General features: G+C 73.2%; 16 protein-coding genes. 6 read left to right on the top strand and 10 right to left on the bottom strand.

What is annotated here, in order from left to right:
* Positions 1 to 2 precede the first annotated feature (2 nt).
* Together modA and ABD385_RS08935 are read left to right on the top strand one after the other, a co-directional pair.
* Complete coding sequence (gene modA / locus ABD385_RS08940) at positions 3 to 797, top strand: molybdate ABC transporter substrate-binding protein (RefSeq protein ID WP_344574518.1); 795 nt, start codon at positions 3 to 5, stop codon at positions 795 to 797.
* Positions 798 to 909: 112 nt separating this feature from the next.
* Positions 910 to 2,913: an ABC transporter permease gene (locus ABD385_RS08935; protein ID WP_344574517.1), complete on the top strand. Its 2,004-nt coding sequence runs from the start codon at positions 910 to 912 to the stop codon at positions 2,911 to 2,913.
* Positions 2,914 to 2,988: 75 nt separating this feature from the next.
* Here the strand turns inward: ABD385_RS08935 and ABD385_RS08930 are convergent, their stop codons facing one another.
* From ABD385_RS08930 to ABD385_RS08895, 8 genes are all read right to left on the bottom strand, one after another.
* On the bottom strand, positions 2,989 to 3,435 hold the full coding sequence (locus ABD385_RS08930) for a nitroreductase family deazaflavin-dependent oxidoreductase (protein ID WP_344574516.1): 447 nt from the start codon (positions 3,433 to 3,435) through the stop codon (positions 2,989 to 2,991).
* A 177-nt stretch (positions 3,436 to 3,612) separates the two neighbouring features.
* Positions 3,613 to 5,067, bottom strand: a complete 1,455-nt coding sequence (locus tag ABD385_RS08925; protein ID WP_344574515.1) for a SulP family inorganic anion transporter — start codon at positions 5,065 to 5,067, stop codon at positions 3,613 to 3,615.
* 16 nt (positions 5,068 to 5,083) lie between these two features.
* Positions 5,084 to 5,686 carry a carbonic anhydrase gene (locus tag ABD385_RS08920; protein WP_344574514.1) on the bottom strand — a complete coding sequence of 201 codons (603 nt, stop codon included), beginning with the start codon at positions 5,684 to 5,686 and terminating at the stop codon, positions 5,084 to 5,086.
* Positions 5,687 to 5,791: 105 nt separating this feature from the next.
* Positions 5,792 to 6,205, bottom strand: coding sequence for a hypothetical protein (locus tag ABD385_RS08915; RefSeq protein WP_344574513.1), 414 nt, complete (start codon positions 6,203 to 6,205; stop codon positions 5,792 to 5,794).
* A gap of 236 nt (positions 6,206 to 6,441) precedes the next feature.
* Complete coding sequence (locus ABD385_RS08910; RefSeq protein WP_344574512.1) at positions 6,442 to 7,695, bottom strand: MFS transporter; 1,254 nt, start codon at positions 7,693 to 7,695, stop codon at positions 6,442 to 6,444.
* Positions 7,692 to 8,249 carry a glycine-rich domain-containing protein gene (locus ABD385_RS08905; protein ID WP_344574511.1) on the bottom strand — a complete coding sequence of 186 codons (558 nt, stop codon included), beginning with the start codon at positions 8,247 to 8,249 and terminating at the stop codon, positions 7,692 to 7,694. Before ABD385_RS08905 ends, ABD385_RS08910 begins: the two co-directional genes overlap by 4 nt.
* Complete coding sequence (locus tag ABD385_RS08900) at positions 8,246 to 9,487, bottom strand: phenylacetate--CoA ligase family protein (RefSeq protein WP_344574510.1); 1,242 nt, start codon at positions 9,485 to 9,487, stop codon at positions 8,246 to 8,248. The genes ABD385_RS08905 and ABD385_RS08900 overlap by 4 nt, the downstream gene beginning before the upstream one ends.
* Before the next feature lie 117 nt (positions 9,488 to 9,604).
* Complete coding sequence (locus tag ABD385_RS08895; protein WP_344574509.1) at positions 9,605 to 9,760, bottom strand: hypothetical protein; 156 nt, start codon at positions 9,758 to 9,760, stop codon at positions 9,605 to 9,607.
* A 363-nt stretch (positions 9,761 to 10,123) separates the two neighbouring features.
* On the opposite strand from ABD385_RS08895, the gene ABD385_RS08890 reads away from it, so the two are divergent.
* Entirely contained in the window at positions 10,124 to 11,857 is a 1,734-nt protein-coding gene (locus ABD385_RS08890; RefSeq protein ID WP_344574508.1) for a hydrogenase maturation protein, read from the top strand.
* Positions 11,858 to 11,934: 77 nt separating this feature from the next.
* Here the strand turns inward: ABD385_RS08890 and ABD385_RS08885 are convergent, their stop codons facing one another.
* Complete coding sequence (locus ABD385_RS08885; RefSeq protein ID WP_344574507.1) at positions 11,935 to 12,387, bottom strand: winged helix-turn-helix domain-containing protein; 453 nt, start codon at positions 12,385 to 12,387, stop codon at positions 11,935 to 11,937.
* Between the two features lie 1,154 nt (positions 12,388 to 13,541).
* Between ABD385_RS08885 and ABD385_RS08880 the strand changes: the two genes are divergently transcribed.
* From ABD385_RS08880 to ABD385_RS08870, 3 genes are all read left to right on the top strand, one after another.
* Entirely contained in the window at positions 13,542 to 14,498 is a 957-nt protein-coding gene (locus tag ABD385_RS08880) for a serine/threonine-protein kinase (RefSeq protein ID WP_344574506.1), read from the top strand.
* A gap of 159 nt (positions 14,499 to 14,657) precedes the next feature.
* Positions 14,658 to 16,109, top strand: a complete 1,452-nt coding sequence (locus tag ABD385_RS08875) for an amino acid permease (RefSeq protein WP_344574505.1) — start codon at positions 14,658 to 14,660, stop codon at positions 16,107 to 16,109.
* Positions 16,110 to 16,143: 34 nt separating this feature from the next.
* Entirely contained in the window at positions 16,144 to 17,022 is an 879-nt protein-coding gene (locus ABD385_RS08870; protein ID WP_344574504.1) for a GNAT family N-acetyltransferase, read from the top strand.
* A gap of 26 nt (positions 17,023 to 17,048) precedes the next feature.
* On the opposite strand, the gene ABD385_RS08865 is transcribed toward ABD385_RS08870, so the two are convergent.
* Complete coding sequence (locus tag ABD385_RS08865) at positions 17,049 to 17,936, bottom strand: DUF2268 domain-containing putative Zn-dependent protease (protein ID WP_344574503.1); 888 nt, start codon at positions 17,934 to 17,936, stop codon at positions 17,049 to 17,051.
* Between the last annotated feature and the right edge of the window lie 84 nt (positions 17,937 to 18,020).

Raw genomic sequence — 18,020 nt, 5'->3', positions numbered from 1 at the left:
CCATGTCCCCCTTCCTCACCGGACGCCGCACCGCCACCGCGCTCGTCGCCGCCGCCCTCCTCATGCCGCTCGCCGCCTGCTCCGGCGGCAACGACAACGCCAAGAAGGACGGCGGCAGCAGCGCCGGCAGCACCACCAAGCTCACCGTGCTCGCCGCGTCCTCGCTCACCGACGTCTTCCAGAAGGCCAGCGCCGTCTACGAGAAGGAGCACCCGGGCACCAAGGTCACCTTCTCCTTCGCCGGCTCCCAGGAGCTCGCCGCCCAGGTCAAGCAGGGCGCCCCGGCCGACGCCCTGGTCACCGCCGACACCAAGACCATGGACGGGCTCAAGGCGGACACCGGCGCCCCCACCATCATCGCCAAGAACCGCCTGGTCATCGCCACAGGCAAGGGCAACCCCAAGAAGATCGGGGCGCTCAAGGACCTCGCCGACAGCAAGCTCAAGGTCGTGCTGGCCGCCCCCGAGGTGCCGGTCGGCCGGTACAGCAAGAAGGTCCTGGACGCCCAGAAGCTGACCGTCAAGGCGGTCTCGCAGGAGCCCAACGTCCGGGCCGTGCTGAGCAAGGTCGAACTCGGCGAGGCGGACGCCGGCATCGTCTACAAGACCGATGCCGCCACCGCGCCCACCAAGGTCGACGCCATCGACATCCCCGACGCGCAGAACGCCGTCGCGTCCTACCCGGCGGCCACGCTCAAGTCCTCCCAGCACTCCGCCGCTGCCGCGGCGTTCGTGAAGTGGCTGAGCACTCCCGAGGCGCAGAAGCTCCTCCAGCAGGCGGGCTTCCAGAAGCCGTGACCCCGTGCGGGGTGGGGGCCGCCCGGCTCGGGGGAGCGGGCGGCCCCCACCCCGCCGCCGCGTCCGTCGGCGGCCGCCCGGAGCCGCCCCCGCCCCGATCCCAGGACTCCCGATGAGCCGCCTCAGCACCCCCGCCGCCGCGCCGGTCGGCCGCCGCCGCGTGCCCGGTGCCCGCACCCCCGCCGCGCTGGCCGTCCCCGCGCTGCTCGCCGTCGCCTTCCTGCTGATGCCGCTGCTGGGCATCCTCGCCCGCACCAGCTGGGGCGACCTGGGCACCCACCTCACCAGCCCCGGCGTGCTCGAAGCACTCCGACTGTCGCTGCTGGTGTCGTGCTGGGCGCTGGGCCTGTCGCTGCTCCTGGGTGTCCCGCTGGCCTGGCTGCTGGCCAGGGTCGACTTCCCGGGCAAGGTGCTGGTCCGTTCGCTGGTGCTGCTGCCGATGGTGCTGCCGCCCACCGTCGGCGGTGTCGCCCTGCTGCTCGGCTTCGGCCGCCGCGGGCTCCTCGGCCCCTGGTTGGAGAACACCTTCGGCATCGTCCTGCCGTTCCACACCTCGGGCGCGGTGATCGCGGCCACCTTCGTCGCGATGCCCTTCCTGGTCATCAGCCTGGAGGGCACCCTCGCCGGCCTCCGCCCCAGCTACGAGGAGACCGCGGCCTCCCTCGGCGCCTCGCCGGTGCGCGTCTTCTGCACCGTCACCCTGCCGATGGTCGCCCCCGGCCTGGCCGCCGGTGCCGCGCTGACCTGGGCCCGCGCGCTCGGCGAATTCGGCGCGACGATCACCTTCGCGGGCAACCTGCCCGGTACCACCCAGACCCTCCCGCTCCAGGTCTACCTCCTCCTCCAGGACTCCCCGGAGGCCGCCACCTCCGTCTCCCTGCTGCTGCTCGTCATCGCCATGGCCGTGCTGGTGTGCCTGCGCGGACGGTGGACCGGCGGGCCGGCGGACCGGTCCGCCCGCGCCGGGCGGCGCGCCGACGGCGCCTCCGCCGGGCCGGACGGGACCGGCGCGCAGCCGGCGGACGGCGCCGCGGGCGACGGCCGTCAGGAGCCGTCCGCGCCGATGCCGTCCCCCGCGGAGCGCTGGCCGCTGCACGCCGACGTCACCGGCTTCACCGAGCTCTCCCTCCAGGCCGCCCCGGGCACCACCATCGCCGTCGTCGGCCCCAACGGCGCCGGCAAGACGACCCTGCTGCGGGCCCTGCTCGGACTGACGCCGCGGGCCCGGGCCGCCCTCCAGCTGGGGGAGACCGACGTCACCGCACTGCCCCCGCACCGCCGGGGCGTCGCCTGGGTCCCCCAGGACGGGGCGCTCTTCCCGCACCTGAGCGCACTGGCCAACACCGCCTACGGGCTGCGCGCCCAGGGCGTCCCCCGCGGCGAGGCCCGGCGCACCGCGCAACAGTGGCTCGACCGGCTCGGCGTCGGCCCGCTCTCCCACCGCCGGCCCGCGCAGCTCTCCGGCGGCCAGGCCCAGCGCGTCGCCCTGGCCCGGGCGCTGGCCGCCCGGCCGCGGCTGCTGCTGCTCGACGAGCCGCTGGCCGCCCTCGACCAGACCACCCGGGCGCACGTCCGGCACACCCTGCGCGGCCACCTCGCGGGCTTCGGCGGGGTCTGCCTGATCGTCACCCACGACCCCGTCGAGGCGGTCTCGCTCGCCGACCGGGTCCTCGTCCTGGACGGCGGCCGGGCCTTGCAGGACGCCCCGCCCGCCGAGGTCACCCGGCAGCCGCGCTCCCCGTGGGTGGCCCGGATGCTCGGCCGCAACGCCTGGCCCGGCACCGCCGCCGGCGACGGGCTGACCCTCGCCGAGGGCGGCCACCTGGTCGCCGCCGACCCGCTCCCCGACGGCACCCGCGCGCTCGCGGTGATCGCCCCCGAGGCGGTCGCGGTGCACGTCGAGAAGCCCGTGGGCAGTCCACGCAACGTCTGGCCCGGCACCGTGCGGGAGATCACCGCCGCGGGCAGCCGGCTACGGGTCGTCATCGGCTCGCCCGCAGCGCCCGATCTCGTCGCCGAGATCACGCCGGCGGCGGCCCTGGAACTCGGGCTCACCGACGGCGCCGCCGTCTGGACCAGCGTCAAGGCCACCGAGGTGACCCTGGTGACGCTCTGACGGGCGTCGGCCACGGGCCTGGGCGGGGTGGCACGCGCCTTCGCTGATCGCCGGTCGGCGCGGGGCGCGCGGGCGTCAGTGCGGGGTCGCCGCCGGTTCCAGTACGAAGACCGGAATGTGACGGTCCGTCTTCTGCTGGTAGTCGGCGTAGTCGGGGAACGCCTCGACCGCCCGGGCCCACCACGCGGCCCGCTCCTCGCCGGTGACCTCACGGGCCGTCATGTCCTGGCGGACCGGGCCGTCCTGGAGCTCCGCCCGGGGGTCGGCGAGCAGGTTGTGGTACCAGACCGGGTTCTTGGGCGCGCCGCCCAGGGAGGCGACCGCGGCGTACGCCCCGTCGTGCTCCACCCGCATCAGCGGGCTCTTGCGCAGCTTCCCGGACTTGGCGCCGCGGGTGGTCAGCACGATCACCGGCAGTTCGCGCAGCGTCGTGCCCCGGGTGCCGCCGGATTCCTCGTACAACGCGACCTGATCGCGGACCCACGCGGTGGGGCTCGGCTCGTACGTTCCGTGCAGGGGCATGTCGTCCACCTTCTCGTCGACCTCTTCCGGTACGAGGGGAACGGCGGAACGGGCCGGATCATTCCGCCGGCGCCGCGACGAGCGTCCGCCGCGTCGCCTGGGGCCGTCGCGCCCGGCCGGGAACGCCGTTGTCCCCGGCCGGGCGCGCGCCCCGCGGCGCCGCCGCGGGCGCCCGGTTCAGGAGACCAGCTCGACCGCCCGGCTCCGGTTGCGGCGGTGCTGCTCGGCCCAGTTCGCCAGCGCCGCCTCGCAGGCGTGGTCGACGTGCCGCAGCCCGCTCAGGTCGAGTTCGACGTCCCGGTCGGCGGGCAGTGCCTCCAACTGGTCGAGGAGCTTGGGCAGCCGCAGGAAGGTGGCGTTGCCGACGGCCCTGACCCGCACCGGGCCGGGCACGCTGGGCACGTGCACCTCCAGGTGCGCCTGGGAGGTCTCCCAGGCGGTCTTGGCCACGGCCAGCAGCAGGCCGATCAGCACGCCCTCGAACATGTTCACCGTCACGATCGCGAGCGCGGTGACGCACAGCACCACCGCCTCACCGCGGTGTGCCCGCCACAGCGGCCTCAACTCCCGCAGCGGGATCAGCTTCCACCCCGCGTGCACCAGCACACCGGCCAGCGCCGCGACCGGCACCACGCCCAGCGCCGCCGGGAACGCCGCCGCGAACAGCAGCAACCACACCCCGTGCAGCACCCGCGACGCCTTGGTCCGGGCACCCGCCTGGACGTTGGCGGCGCTGCGCACGATCACCGCCGTCATCGGCAGCGCGCCGAGCACCCCGCACAGCGTGTTGCCGGCGCCCTGGGCCATCAGCTCCTTGTCGTAGTCGGTCCGCGGCCCGTCGTGCAGCCGGTCCACCGCCGCCGCGCTGAACAGCGACTCCGCGGAGGCGATCAGTGTGAACGCCAACACCGTGCCCAGCACGCCGAGTTCGGTCAGCCGGCCGATGTCGGCGAACCCGGGCGGCTGGATCGCGTCCAACAGTCCGCTGACCTGCACCCGGGCGATCGGCAGGTCCAGCGCCCAGACCGCGGTGGTGGCCAGGGCGACGGCCGCCAGCGGCGCCGGCAGGACCCGTGCCGCGGGCCGCCAGCGGGGCCACAGTACGAGGACGGCGACGGTGCCGGCCCCCACGGCGAGCGCGGCGAGCGCCGGACCGGAGCGTGCGGTGTCCCACGCCAGCTGCGGCAACGACCCGATGTTGGCCAGTCCGCTGCCCGGTGCCTTGGCGTCGGCCAGGGCGTAGAGCTGCCCGGCGATCAGGACCAACCCGATGCCGGCCAGCATGCCCTGCACCACCGCGACCGAGATCGCCCGGAACCAGCGCCCCAACTTCAGGGCACCCATGGCCAGTTGGAGCAGACCCGCGGCCAGCACCAGGGCGCCGAGCACGCCCAGTCCGTACGCCTTGACGGCTTCGAAGACCAGCACCGTCAGGCCGGCGGCCGGACCGCTGACCTGGAGGCTGCTACCGGGCAGCAGCCCGGTGACCAGACCGCCGACGATGCCGGTGACCAGGCCGAGTTCGGCCGGGACGCCGGAGGCGACCGCCACCCCCACGCACAGCGGGACGGCGACGAGGAAGACCACGAGGGAGGCGGTGAAGTCCGCCCGGAGGAAAGGGAATCGCTTCATCACGTACGGGCCGCCTTCACAGAGGGAGGAACGCGTCGGTGGTCGGCCGGTGCACGGAGACCGACCCGGTGTGCACCTCGTAGAACCAGCCGTGCAGCCGGACCTCGTCGGCGTCCAGCCGCTCCCGGACGCACGGGTAGTCGCCCAGTCGGTCCAGTTGCTGGCGCACGTGACGCTGCACGGCCGCGGTGACGGCCGGCCCGTCGTCGCCCGGTAGTTCGTCGGAGAGTTGGAGCGCCAGCCAGTCGCGGACGGCGGGCGCACCGGTCAGGTCCTCGCGGCGGGCCCGGGCGCCCACCGCACCGCAGTGCGAGTGCCCGCAGACCACGACGTCGGCGACCTTGAGCACCCGCATCGCGTACTCGATGGTGGCGGCCTCCGAACTGGCCGCCATGCCTTCCTGGTAGGCGGGCACGGCGTTGCCGGCCGTGCGGAGTTCGAAGAGTTCCCCGGGCCGGGCCCCGGTGATCAGGGACGGGATGACGCGGGAGTCGGAGCAGGTGATGAACAGGGCGAGGGGGGACTGGCCGGCGGCGAGCCGACCGAACGTCTCCTGTTCTTCCCGCTGTGCGGCGATCCGGGCGGTCAGGCCCCGGGCGTGCTGGATGAAGGTCTCCACGAGGAGGTCTCCTGCTGAAGTGTGATGCCACCGTGGGGATGGCGAGGACGTGCGGCACTCGCGTGGCGGTGCCCGGCGCGCGGCCGTGGCCCGCCGCGGGGCCGCTCAGCAGCGGAAGACGCAGTGGAGCAGGGGGAGTTCGGAGGGTCTGGAGGCCGCCGCTGCGGGGTCGCCGGCCGGCACCCGGCCCGTGGCTCCCTCGCCACCGTCCGGACCGCTCAGGTGCGGCGGCAGCGGACGTCGGTCCGGTGGCACGCCCTCCGCGGCCGGTGCCAGCCGCCGGGGGCGGCTGCGCTCGGACTCCCGCTTGGAGTGCTTCTCCTCCTCGGAGTTGGCACTCGCCGCGGCCGGCTTGCTGGTGGCGCCGGAGGCGGCGGCCGGGCGTGCCGAGGCGAGCGCGCACGCCGGCGCCGCCGCACCGAGCAGGAACGTCAGGACGACGAGGACCGCGGTCAGCGACAGCCGGCACCAGGCCGCAGTCCCGGGGCGTGCCCCCGGTATGCCGGTGTCCTTCCGCATCGTCGTCCTCCGCTTCGCCCCGCGTCTGGGGGCAGTTGGGTCGTTCGGCAGGGGGCCGGCCGCGCGCGTGGCGCGGCGGGCGGCGGCTGTGCACGGTCCTGGTCGGCGGGGCGCGGTTCCGGTCCGGTGCGCTCGGCGTCGACCGTGGTGGCGGGAGCCGCGCTCCTCATAGTGCAGCATCCAGGTTTCCAGTATGAAAACGAGAAATGACGCCATGTTGCGTGCTTTCTCAGGGGTTAACGGGCGCCGCCGGCTCCCCGGGCACCCAGCGCGGCCACAGGGACCACCACCGCCGCCAGCACCCCGCAGACCAGCGCCAGCACCGGGAAGCCACCCGCGGCGAGCACCGGTCCGGAGGCCATCCCCCCGGCCGCGCCGGCCAGCGCGATCCCGACGTCCACCAGCCCCTGGGAGGCGGCCCGGCGCGCCGGCGGCAGTGCTTCGGTGACCCACGCGGTGCCGCTGACCAGCCCGAAGTTCCAGCCCAGGCCGAGCAGTACGAGCGCCCCGGCGAGGCCCGCCACCGAGTGCGGCGGGGTGAGCATCGCGAGCAACCCGGCGGCCAGCAGCGTCACTCCGGACGCCGCGGCCACCCGCTCGGGCCCGACCCGGTCGACCCACCGCCCGGTGAGCGGGGACGGCAGGAACATCGCCCCGACGTGCAGCGCGATCACCAGGCCGGCCGCCTGGGCGTCGTGGCCGTGCGCCCGCAGATGCACCGGGGTCATGGTCATCAGCGCGATCATCACCAGTTGGGTCAGCAGCATCACCGCGGTGCCGGCCAGCAGGCCGCGCCGCGGTCCGCCCTTCGGCCCGGGGGGCGAGGGCGCCACGGCCCGGCCGTCCGGTGGCGCGTCCGGGCCGACGGCCGGCGCTGCCGGTGCCGGTGCCGCGGGCTGCGGCGGCGGTTCGGGCCGCAGCAGAGCCGCCAGGACGACGGCCGCGGCGCCGAACGCCGCGGCGGCCAGCAGGAACGGACCGGCCAGTCGGGGCACGCCCCAGGCCAGGGCCAGGTCCCCGGTCGCGGTGACCAGGTTGGGGCCGGCCACCGCGCCGAGCGTGGTGGCGAACAGCACCGTGCTGACCGCGCGTCCGCGCCGCTCGGGCGGGGCCAACTCGGCGCCCGCGTAACGGGCCATCAGGTTTGTGGCGGTGCCCGCCCCGTAGACCAGCAGGGACGGGAAGAGCAGCAGGACGCTGCCGAGCGCGGCGGCGGCCACCACGCCCAAGCTGCCGAGCACTCCGGCCCCGTACCCGAGGACGAGCCCGGCCCGGCGGCCCCGGCGCTGGGAGAGCCGGCCGATGCCCGCCGCGCCCACCGCCGCGCCGGCGGTGAACAGGGCGCTGGGCACCCCGGCCAGCCCGGTCGAGCCGAGCATGTCCTCGGCGAGCAGCGCCCCCACCGTGATCCCGGCCGCCAGTCCCGCCCCGCTGAGCACCTGGGAGAACACCAGGACGGCCAACGGCCGCCGGGCTGCGGCACCGGTCATGCGGGCAGCGGCTCCAGCGCCGCTATGTCCGCGAGGGACATGCCCATCCGCTGGTGCAGGAAGCGGACGATGGTCCAGTGCGCCAGCGCGTCCTCGTCGAACGGGCCGAACTCCCGGCAGTACAGCGGGATCCAGCGCAACGCCTCGTCGAGCGCCCGCGCGCGGCCCGGCTCCTGCTGGTACGCCTCGTAGCCGATGCTGCGGTGCTCGATGAAGAACCCGCCCGGGAGCCGCTCCTCGCACAGCGCGCGGTACTCCCGGGTCTGCAGGATGAGGTAGTGCCAGACCTCGTCGACGTCCTGCTCGACGGGCAGGAACAGCCCGCCGAGCCGGTCGCGGTAGCGGGAGACGAGGTAGAGGTAGCGCAGGCATTCGGTGACGCGGCGCGCCACGAGGTCCCGCGGGGCGTCGGTGGTCTCCTCGAAGTGGGCGATGACTTCGGCGTGCAGCGCGGCGCCGAGCAGGTCCCGGAGGTCCTCGGCGGTGCGCGACCGGTGCGGGGCCGCCGTGGCGGGTGCGGTGGCCGCGGTCGCCGGCGCGGTCCGGTGGGTCATGCCTCTCCTCTCGCCAGCCAGGAGTACTTCCCGGACCGGCCGATGGGGATGTGCGGTCGGTGGTCGAGTCGGCAGCGCCGGCCGGTGAGTTCGGCGACGCCCCGTTCCAACGCGGCGGACTCCGCCGGTGCCAGGGGCGCGCCGCTGAAGGTGGTGTAGGCCAGTCGTGCCTCGGTGGCGCCCGCCAGCCGTAGTTGGTGGACGAAGATCTGCGCGGTCGCCTCGCCCACGCACCGGTCGAGGTCGCCCTGGGCCACCGGACCGTGCCGGGCGTCCAGGAGTTCCTTGTGGCGGCCGGCGAACTGGGCGATCCGCTCCGGGTCGGGGGTGCCGTCCGTGGTCCGCACGCAGTCCCCTGACCGGTAGCGGATCAGCGGCATGTAGGGGTTGCGCACGCTGGAGACGATCAGGTGGTACAGGGTGCTGCCGGGCGCGACCGGGTGGAGTTCGACGCTCATCTGGTCCAGGTGCGGGCGGTAGTGGCCCCGCCGGTCGCTGGAGTAGAGGTAGCCGAGTTCGGTGCTGCCGAACAGGTCGATGATCGGGCAGGCGAAGTGCTGGTGCAGGAAGCGCCGGACGTTCACCGGCGTGTATTCGTAGGCGTGGATGATGCTGGCGGGGGGCGGGAAGTCGTCCCACAGCCCCCACTCGCCGACCTTCCGCACCAGGTGCGCCAGGTGGTATCCGGAGCAGTCGAGGTGGTACCAGCCCTGTGGGTGGGCCTCGGCGGCGGTGCGGATCTCGTGGAGCATCCGGACCACGTCGTCGCGGCTCCACAGTGCCGGGTCGAGCCGCAGGTTGAGGTAGCTGGTGCGGTCGTCGAGCCGGCGGTCGGCGAGGCTCGGCACGGGGTCGGGGGCGGCCCCGCGCTTGGCGGCGTTGACCCGTGCCACGTGCTCGGTCGCCAGGACGGTGGTCAGCGAGACGCGGCGGCACCCGGCCTCCCAGGTGGCGGCCAGGTCGGCGTGTTCGCTCCACAGGCGGTAGTAGGAGCGCAGCAGGAAGTACGGGGGCCGGATGAGCTGCATCCGGGCGTGGTTGGTGCCCGTGGAGAGCACGAACTCGGCCTCGCCGGACTCCAGCGCGGCGGCCAGCCGGGGCGTCATCCAGTTGTCGGGGAAGCCGCGGGCGATCTCCGGCTTGTCGAGCACCGGGAAGTGGCCCTTCGCCAGTGCTGCGCGGTAGATCGGGATGTCACGGATCTGCTCGATGAACTCGGCGGTCGGCTGGCCTTCCATGGGTTCCCTCGGAGGTGTGCGCGGACGGGGTCCCGCCCGGGACGTGGGGGTGTGGTGGACCGGTCGGCGGGCCGGCGGCCGGACGGTCGCCGGCCCGCCGGGTCCGTCACCCGGGTGTCAGGAGATGCAGCCGCTCTTGGGCGCGGCGCTGATGCAGCCGGCCTTGGGCGCGGCGCTGATGCAGCCGTTCTTCGCCGTCTGCCCGGCGGAGTTGGCGGCCACCCAGCTCTGCCAGACGTCGTCCTGGGCCATCTTCTTGATGAGCTGCTCCATGGGGACCTCCATAGGTGTGGGGAAGGGGGGCGGCGCCGGGCGGTGCGGTGATGGCCCGCGCCGACGCCGACTCCTCGAAAGTAAAAGGCTGGCCAAGTGAATGTCAATGAAAGGCAATGTCGAGCGGGCGGGGAGGGAGGCCGGCGCGCCAACTTTGGCGGAATGCCGTCACAGCACCCGGCCGTGGAACCATCTGACGCCCCCTCAATTCGGTGCGGCGTCGGCCCGACACCGCGGCCCGCCGCCCGGTGGCACCGGCCCGGGTGCGTTCGGGTGACCTCCCCAGCGGGTCCGCCGCCGGCCCGCCACCGACGGGGAACGATCACGACCGTCCACCGCATCCCCCACCCCAGGGAGCCCGCTGTGCGCATCCTGCTCCTCGCCGGCGCGTTCAACAGCCTGACGCAGCGCGCCTACGCCGAACTCGCCGACCGCGGACACCACCTCGGCGTCGAACTGGTCACCCGCGGGACGCCGCTCGCCGCGCTGGTGCCCCGGCACGCACCCGACCTGATCGTCGCGCCGATGCTCACCACGGCCGTCCCCCGCGAGGTCTGGTCCGCCTGGCCGTGCCTGATCGTCCACCCCGGCCCGCTCGGCGACCGCGGGCCCTCGTCGGTCGACTGGGCCGTCCACCTGGGCGCCGAGCGGTGGGGCGTCACCGTCCTCCAGGCCAACGACGAGATGGACGCCGGCGACGTCTGGGCGACCGTCGAGTGCCCGGTCCCCGAGGTCGGCAAGAGCGACCTGTACCGCAACGAGATCGCCGACGCCGCCATCGAGGCGCTGCTGACCGCCGTCGCCCGCTTCGCCTGTGGCACCCACCGCCCGCAACCGCAGCACGCCCTCCCCGCCAGTCGGCTGCCCGGTCGCCCCCGGCCCCCGCTCCGCCAGGCCGACCGCCGCATCGACTGGTCGACCGACCCGACCGAGACCGTCCTGCGCACCCTGCGGGCCGCCGACTCCCGCCCCGGCGTACGGGACGAACTCCTCGGCGGCACCTGGTTCCTGCACGGCGGCCACCCCGAGGGCGCCCTCACCGGCCACCCCGGGGAACTGCTCGCCACCCGGCACGGCGCGCTCTGCCGCGCCACCGTCGACGGCGCCGTCTGGATCCCCGAACTCCGCCCGGCCCGGGCCCCGGGGGAGCCCACCCCCGTCAAACTGCCCGCCACGCTCGCCCTGGGCGACCGGCTCCCGCCGCTGCCCGAAGTGCCGGCCCCGCTGGAGACCGGTGATGGCCCAGCCACCTGGACCGACATCCGCTACCACGAGGACGGACCGGCCGGATTCCTGCGCTTCGCCTTCCCCGGCGGCGCGATGAGCACCGACCACTGCCGCCGGCTGCTCGCCGCCTACCGCTACGCCTGCACCCGCCCCACCACCGTCCTGGTCCTCGGCGGCCAGCGGGACTTCTTCTCCAACGGCATCCACCTCAACGTCATCGAGGCGGACGCCGACCCCGCCGCCGAATCCTGGGCCAACATCAACGCCATCGACGACCTGGTGCGGGCCGTGCTGACCACCACCGACCGGGTGGTGATCGCGGCCCTCGGCGGCAACGCGGCGGCCGGCGGGGCCATGCTGGCGTTCGCCGCCGACGAAGTCTGGTGCCGCTCCGCCGCCGTCCTCAACCCGCACTACCGGCTGATGGGCCTGTACGGCTCGGAGTACTGGACGTACACCCTGCCGCGCCGGGTCGGCGCCGAGACGGCTGCGGCCCTGATGGCCCGGGCCCTACCGGTCACCGCGGCGCACGGGCAGCGGCTGGGCCTGGTCGACCGGATCGTCGACTGCGCCGCGCAGGAGTTTCCCGACCACACCGGACGGCTCGCCCGTCGGCTCGCGCAGTCCCCCGGCATCCACGCCCGCATCGCCACCAAGAAGGCCGATCGGGACGGTGCCGAGGCCCGCCGGCCGCTCGCCGCCTACCGGGCGGACGAACTCGCCCGCATGCGGCGCACCTTCGAGGATCCCGACGCCCCTTACCACGCGCTGCGTCGCGCCTTCGTCCGCAAGGAGCCCGCCACCGGCACCCCGGAGCACCTGAATGCCGGTCCCGGGTACGGCGGGAGCACCGCGCGCGCGGTCGGCTGACGGTGCGCACCGGTGCGGAACGGGCCGGTGACCGTACGCGTGCCGGCCACCGGCCCGCACCGGCTACCCGGCCGGATTCACGGTGTGGGCAGGTACTTGTACCCGACGCCGAAGACGGTGCTGATCAACTTCCGCCGGCCCGGCCCCAGTCGCCGCCGGAGCCGGGCGACGTGCACGTCCACCGTGCGGTCGCTGGACCGGCAGTCCGGCCAGACCGCGGCCATCAGCTGCTGCCGGGTGAAGGCCCGCCGCGGGTTCAGCACCAGGTGGGCCAGCAGGTCGAACTCCAGCCGGGGGACGTCGATCTGCCGGCCGTCGATGGCGACGGTGCGGGCCGCGGTGTCGATCTGGATCGGGTCCGCCGCGGCCGTCCCGACCGGGTGCGCACCGGTGTCCGCCGCGGACGGCTGCGCGCACGGCGGGGCGAGGATGATGTGGAGCTTGTCGGAGGTCAATCGATGCACCGCCACGGGCTCCAAATCGTGCAAGGTGAGTTGCCACTTGCCGTCGGGGAGCCGGTCGACCGCCAAGGGTGGCCCTCCGCCGGGGCCGACCTTTGCCGGCCGGCCGAAATCGGCGTCCGGTCGCAACGCAAGGGGGGTCGTCGACGCGTTCATAAACATGATCTGGGCCCATTCCTCTTGCAAAGCAGGCGTGTTCGGACAGACATGGCGGTGCTCGACGTGCGGCGTGCGGTTCGGTCACGCCGCACTCGCTGCGCAGGCCGGTGTGGAGCCGGGCAGGCGCACCGGCACTCGTGATGCGGGTGCGTCCAGCGGGCCGATCGCCCTTCCGTCCCTGTTAGGAGGGGCGTTCGCGCCCGTGCCCGTGCGCGGTCGTGACGTGAACAACCGTCACGTCACCGGTCTGACCGAACGCTACATGTGATCGCGCGCTTCCGGATAGTAGCTTCCGCTAATCACGGTTGCTCTTGAGCCGATTTCGTGTTTGCCGACGTTCGCATCCGGTGTGACCAGGTACGTCGCGCCGAAGAGGGGCGGGAAGCGATGCATTGTGCATCGATTTCTTTACTACTTCCTTATGAATCCCTCTCCGTCTCCGGCCGGCACGGTGCTGCCGCCCGCACCCCGCGCGGCCGAACTCCCCGAAGGCATTGCGGTATTCGCCGGGTGTCCGGCGACGCGGTCCGCGCGGGCCGGCCCGGCGGGTGCGGACCGCTCCGCCCCGACGGCCCCGACGGTGGCACCTCGGCCGGATCCGCATCCGGTCCCGGTCGGCGGGGAGTTGGTGAGCACCCTCACACGGCGGACCGTGGTCCTGCCGGCCGGAGCGTGGCCGGAGGCGACTGGCGCGACGGCTCAAAGCGTCGAGTTCCGCCGGCGGTGTGGTAGCGCCGTTCGCCTTCGCCCTCGTGGGACGTGGCGCGGGGGCCGCACGAGGGCGTCGGCCGGGTCGTTGCGCGCCGGCGTCCCGATGGCGTGACTGGTCGGCCGACGGGAGTGAATATGCCAGTCATAAGCGCCTGGCGGACTGGTTTGCGTTTCAAACTCCGCACGGCGAAAAGGTGCGGAACCAGATATTCCAGACGACTGTTTTCGAAAAGAGGAGGAAATGAGTAGGGTGTGCCCCGCTGCCGACTGACCAGCGGCGGCGGTCCAGCCGAATTCGGCATGGACGGAATGCGTAGGTACCGCAAGGTACCCGCGTGCACCGGGAGGGGAACATGCCGGGTGGCTCATTCGAGGGGCACTACGTATGGAGTCCAGCAGCCGATGACCGGGCGCTGGCGCGAGCGTGTATGGATGTCCGTGCCGGACGCTACTTGAGCGCTCACGAGGTACTGCGGGAGACCCGCCAGGATTTCGAGCTGCGGGCCCACCGCTCGTTGGTGCTGGCCTCCGAGGCGGCCGGCACCGACCTGGCGGAACGCTGGCTCGCCGAGGAACCGGGACCGGACGCCGCCCTGTTATGGGCCCGGGTGGCCATGCTCCGGGCGCTGCGCATGGCCGACGCCGGCGACCGACGGGCCGGCGCACTGGACCGCATCGCGCGCGCGGCCTGCGAACGGGCCGCGAAACTGGCGCCCGAGGACCCCACCCCCTGGGTGGCCCAGCTCTCCCTGGCCCGTCTCGACCGCCCCCACGACCCCGCTCCCCAGGGGCTGTTGACCGCACCCACCGGGCCCTGGTACCTCTTCGCGCACATCCTCCGGCTCGACCCCTGGCACCGCGAGGCGCACCACCGCTTCCTGTCCTTCTTCTTCACCCGGTACGGCGGTTCGTCCAGTGCGAGCTGGGACGTCGCCGCCTTCCTGAGCCAGCGCGCCGCGGCCTCCTCACCGCTCCGGCTGCTGCCCCTGGTGGCACTCGTCGAGGACTACAACCCCGCCGCGCTGTTGGCCGACCGCACCTGGGAACAACCGCAGTGGATCACCGCCGCGACCGGCGTCCACCGCAACTGGTTCCCCACCGTGGCCGGCTACCGCTTCACCCCGGTCGTGGACCTGGCCTACCTCGCCCATGCGTTGTTCATGGCGAAGTGCGAATTCGAGGCCCGGGAAGTCCTCACGGTCATGGGGCCCTATGCGTCACGCATGCCCTGGAGTGTTTTCGGTGATCCGGAAGAACAACTGACCAAAGCCAGAAGGGCGTGCGGACTCCCCGTTCCGCACGATCCGTGACGCACTGACCGCATCCCCGGCCGAACCGTTGTCCCCGCCAGCAGAAAGGTTTCGGTTGTGCCCGATCGTACGTCCACCCCAACCCGCGCCAAAAACCGCTCGAATATCCGGAACGGGCCGGACCCCGCCGCGCTCGATGATGATGCGACCCTGCATGCCATGGGTTATCCGCGGAAACTCACCCGCAGATTCCGCGCTTTCGACAATTTTGCCATCTCCTTCACCATCATCAATATCATCTCCGGCATCTTCTCCTCGTTCGGCTTCGGCCTGAACGCCGGCGGCCCGCGCATCCTCATATTCGGCTGGATCGCGGTCTCCCTCATGGTGCTGTTCGTCGGCGCCGCCATGGGCGAGATCGCCTCCGCGTTCCCGACCAGCGGCGCCCTCTACTTCTCCGCCGGCAAGCTCGCCAAGCGCCACCAGGGCGCCTGGTCCTGGTACACCGGCTGGCTCAACTTCGTCGGCCAGGTCGGGGGCACCGCCGCCACCAACTTCGCGGCCGCCACCTTCATCCAGGCGTTCATCGCCATGCAATGGCCCTCGTACGTGCCCACCGCACCGCAGACCGTCGGCATCACCGCAGCAATTTTGCTGGTGCAAGCCCTCGCGAACACCTACACCGTGCGGCTGGTTGCAGTGCTCAACCGAATTTCCGTGTGGTGGCTGTTGGTCGGCATGGTGGTGATCGTCGTCACTCTCACGCTGATTCCGACGCACCACCAAGAGCCGTCCTTCGTGACCCACTTCGCCAACAACACCGGCTTCACGAACGCCATTTACGGTGGAATGCTCGGCCTGCTCGTCACCAGCTGGACGTTCACCGGGTTCGACGGCAGTTTCCACATGTCCGAGGAAACGGTGAAGGCGACCGTCAATGCCCCGCGCGGGATCATGCGGGCGATCAGCTGCTCCGCCGTCGCCGGGCTGATCCTCATGCTCGCGCTGGTCTATGCCATTCGCGACTACGGCCACGCCGCGAAGGCCGATGCCCCGCCGGTGCAGATTCTCGTCGACGCGCTCGGCGTGCAGACCGCGAAGTTCCTCCTGCTGATCGTCATCGGCGCCATGCTCTTCTGCGGGCTCGCCAACATGACCAGCAACACCCGCCAGATCTTCGCCTTCTCCCGCGACGGCGCGATGCCCGGCTCCCGCTGGTGGCACTCGGTCTCCGACCGCACCCGCACCCCCGTCAAGGCCGTCTGGCTCGCCGCCGTCTCCTCGCTGGTCCTGGTCGTCCCCGGCTGGTGGTCGCACACCGCCTTCACCGCGGTCGTCAGCATCAACGTCGTGGGCCTCTTCCTCTCCTACGGCGTGCCCATCTTCCTGCGGCTGCGCCTCGACGACTTCCCGTCCGGCCCGTGGAACCTCGGCCGCTGGGGCAAGCCGGTCGCCGCGATCGCGGTCCTGTGGATCGTCGTGAGCAACCTCCTCTTCATGCTGCCGCAGCAGTACCCGGTCACTCCGGAGTCCTTCAACTACGCCCCGATCGCCCTGGCGGTGGTCCTCGTGATCGCCACGATCTGGTGGTTCGCCACCGCCCGCCGCCGCTTCCAGGGCCCGGTCAGCTACGGCAGCCCCGACGAGGTCGCCGCGATGGACCTGATCTGACCGAAGAGCCACCAGCAGAAAGGGACGCACCCCGATGCGACCGACCCCCCGCACCGCGCCGACGGACGCCGGCGAACTCAGCGTCGCCGCCGCCCCGTTGGACCACTGGCACGAGATCGTCGACTGGACCGCCGACGAGGGCTGGAACCCCGGCGACGGCGACCTCCACAGCTTCCACCCCACCGACCCCGACGGCTTCCACCTCGGTCGCCTCGGCGACCGCACGGTCTCCGCCGTCTCGCTCGTCAACTACTCGCCCGCGTACGCCTTCCTGGGCTTCTACCTCGTCGCTCCCGACCTGCGCGGCCGGGGACTCGGGCTCGCCACCTGGCGCACCGCCCTCCCGCACGCCGGGAGCCGGACCATCGGCCTGGACGCGGTCCCCGCCCAACAGGAGACCTACCAGCGGGCCGGCTTCGCCCCCGCCCACGACACCCTCCGCTACACCGGCCGCCCCACCCCCGGCGCCCCGACCTCCCCGGACACCCACCCGGTCACCGCCGCCCACCTCGACGCGATCGCCGCCTACGACCGCCGCTGCTTCCCCGCGGACCGGCGCGGCTTCGTCACCCGTTGGCTGACCGCGCCGGGCCGCACCGCCGTGGTCCACCTCCGCAACGGCGAGGTCACCGGGTACGGCGTGCTCCGCCCCGCGCACACGGGCCACCGCATCGGCCCGCTCTTCGCCGACACCCCGCAGGCCGCCGAGGCCCTCTTCGACGCCCTCACCGCCCACCTCGACCCGGCCGACGAGGTCACCGTCGACATCCCCGAACCCCACGCGGCGGCACGGACGTTGGCCACCGCACGCGGCCTGACGCCCCGCTCGCACACCGTCCGCATGTACACCGGCCCGGTCCCGTCCACGGACCCGTCCCGCACCTTCGGCGTCACCAGCCTCGAACTGGGCTGACCGGACACCTCACCGCGCCGGCGCGCTCAGGCACCGTGCGGCACGCCGGCGTTGGTGAGGACCTCGTCCGACGACAGGGCCACGCTCTGCGCGGCGGTCAGGCCGGAGGCCGCCAGGTGGGCGTCGGCGATCCGCAGCCCGGTCGCGTACCCGGCGAAGTCCGGCAGCCCCACCGGCTCGCACCCCATGAGCCGGGCGGTGGCGTCGCCGAAGACGTACGGCGCCAGGTTCTGCATCCCGGCCACGTCGATCGCGGCGGTGACCTGCTCGTACGCACGGTCCAGCGCGGCGCCGGTCAACGCCGTCGCCCACGGGCCCATCGCCCGCTCGCCGGCCAACTCCCGCACGAACGCCTCGGCCAGTCCCTCGGCGACGACCTGTTCCCCCACCGTGACGGTCATCGGGTTCCACGTCACGTTGGCGTAGCGCACGTTGTGGTGGAGCTCGTGCGCGGCGGCGTGGTCGATCTTGGCCAGGCTGGTCTCGGTGGGCCACATCAGCAGGTGGATCGCGCCGGGGAAGCCGCCCAGTCCGAGGTAGCCGGCGCTGCGGACGGTCAGGTGGTGGTCGTCGGGATCGCCGAGCACCACCACGACGTGCACCGTCTCGGCGTGCCGGACGCCGGGCGCCGCACCGCTGATCCGCTCCCACGCGGCGGTCAGCGACTCCTGGACCCGGTCCCAGACCTGCGCCTGCTGCATCCGGTGCAGGGCGGCCACGTACCGCGGGTCGTCGCGGTCCAGGCGGAAGCCGGAACCCTGTTGGTGGATCTGAGCCTGATCCACGTCGCCCAGTACGGCCATCGGGCCCCGGAGCGGGCTGAGCATCTCTCGCAGGGCGTCCGGCCGCTGGGCGGGTGGGCGCCGCAGCAGGTCGAGCATCGCGGACGCCGTGTCATGAACAACGATCTCCATGCTTGGGGACCGTAGGGCCTCCTGTTACCGGAGGGTCAAGCCGAGCCGCGGCCCCGGCGGAGTGCCGGCGGCGGAGGAGCAGGG

The sequence above is a fragment of the Streptomyces lunalinharesii genome (assembly GCF_039532155.1).
In the GTDB taxonomy this organism is placed as follows: Bacteria; Actinomycetota; Actinomycetes; order Streptomycetales; family Streptomycetaceae; genus Streptomyces; species Streptomyces lunalinharesii.
The sequence above is the reverse complement of the archived record's forward strand: the minus strand, read 5'-3'. Positions and strand labels throughout refer to the sequence as shown.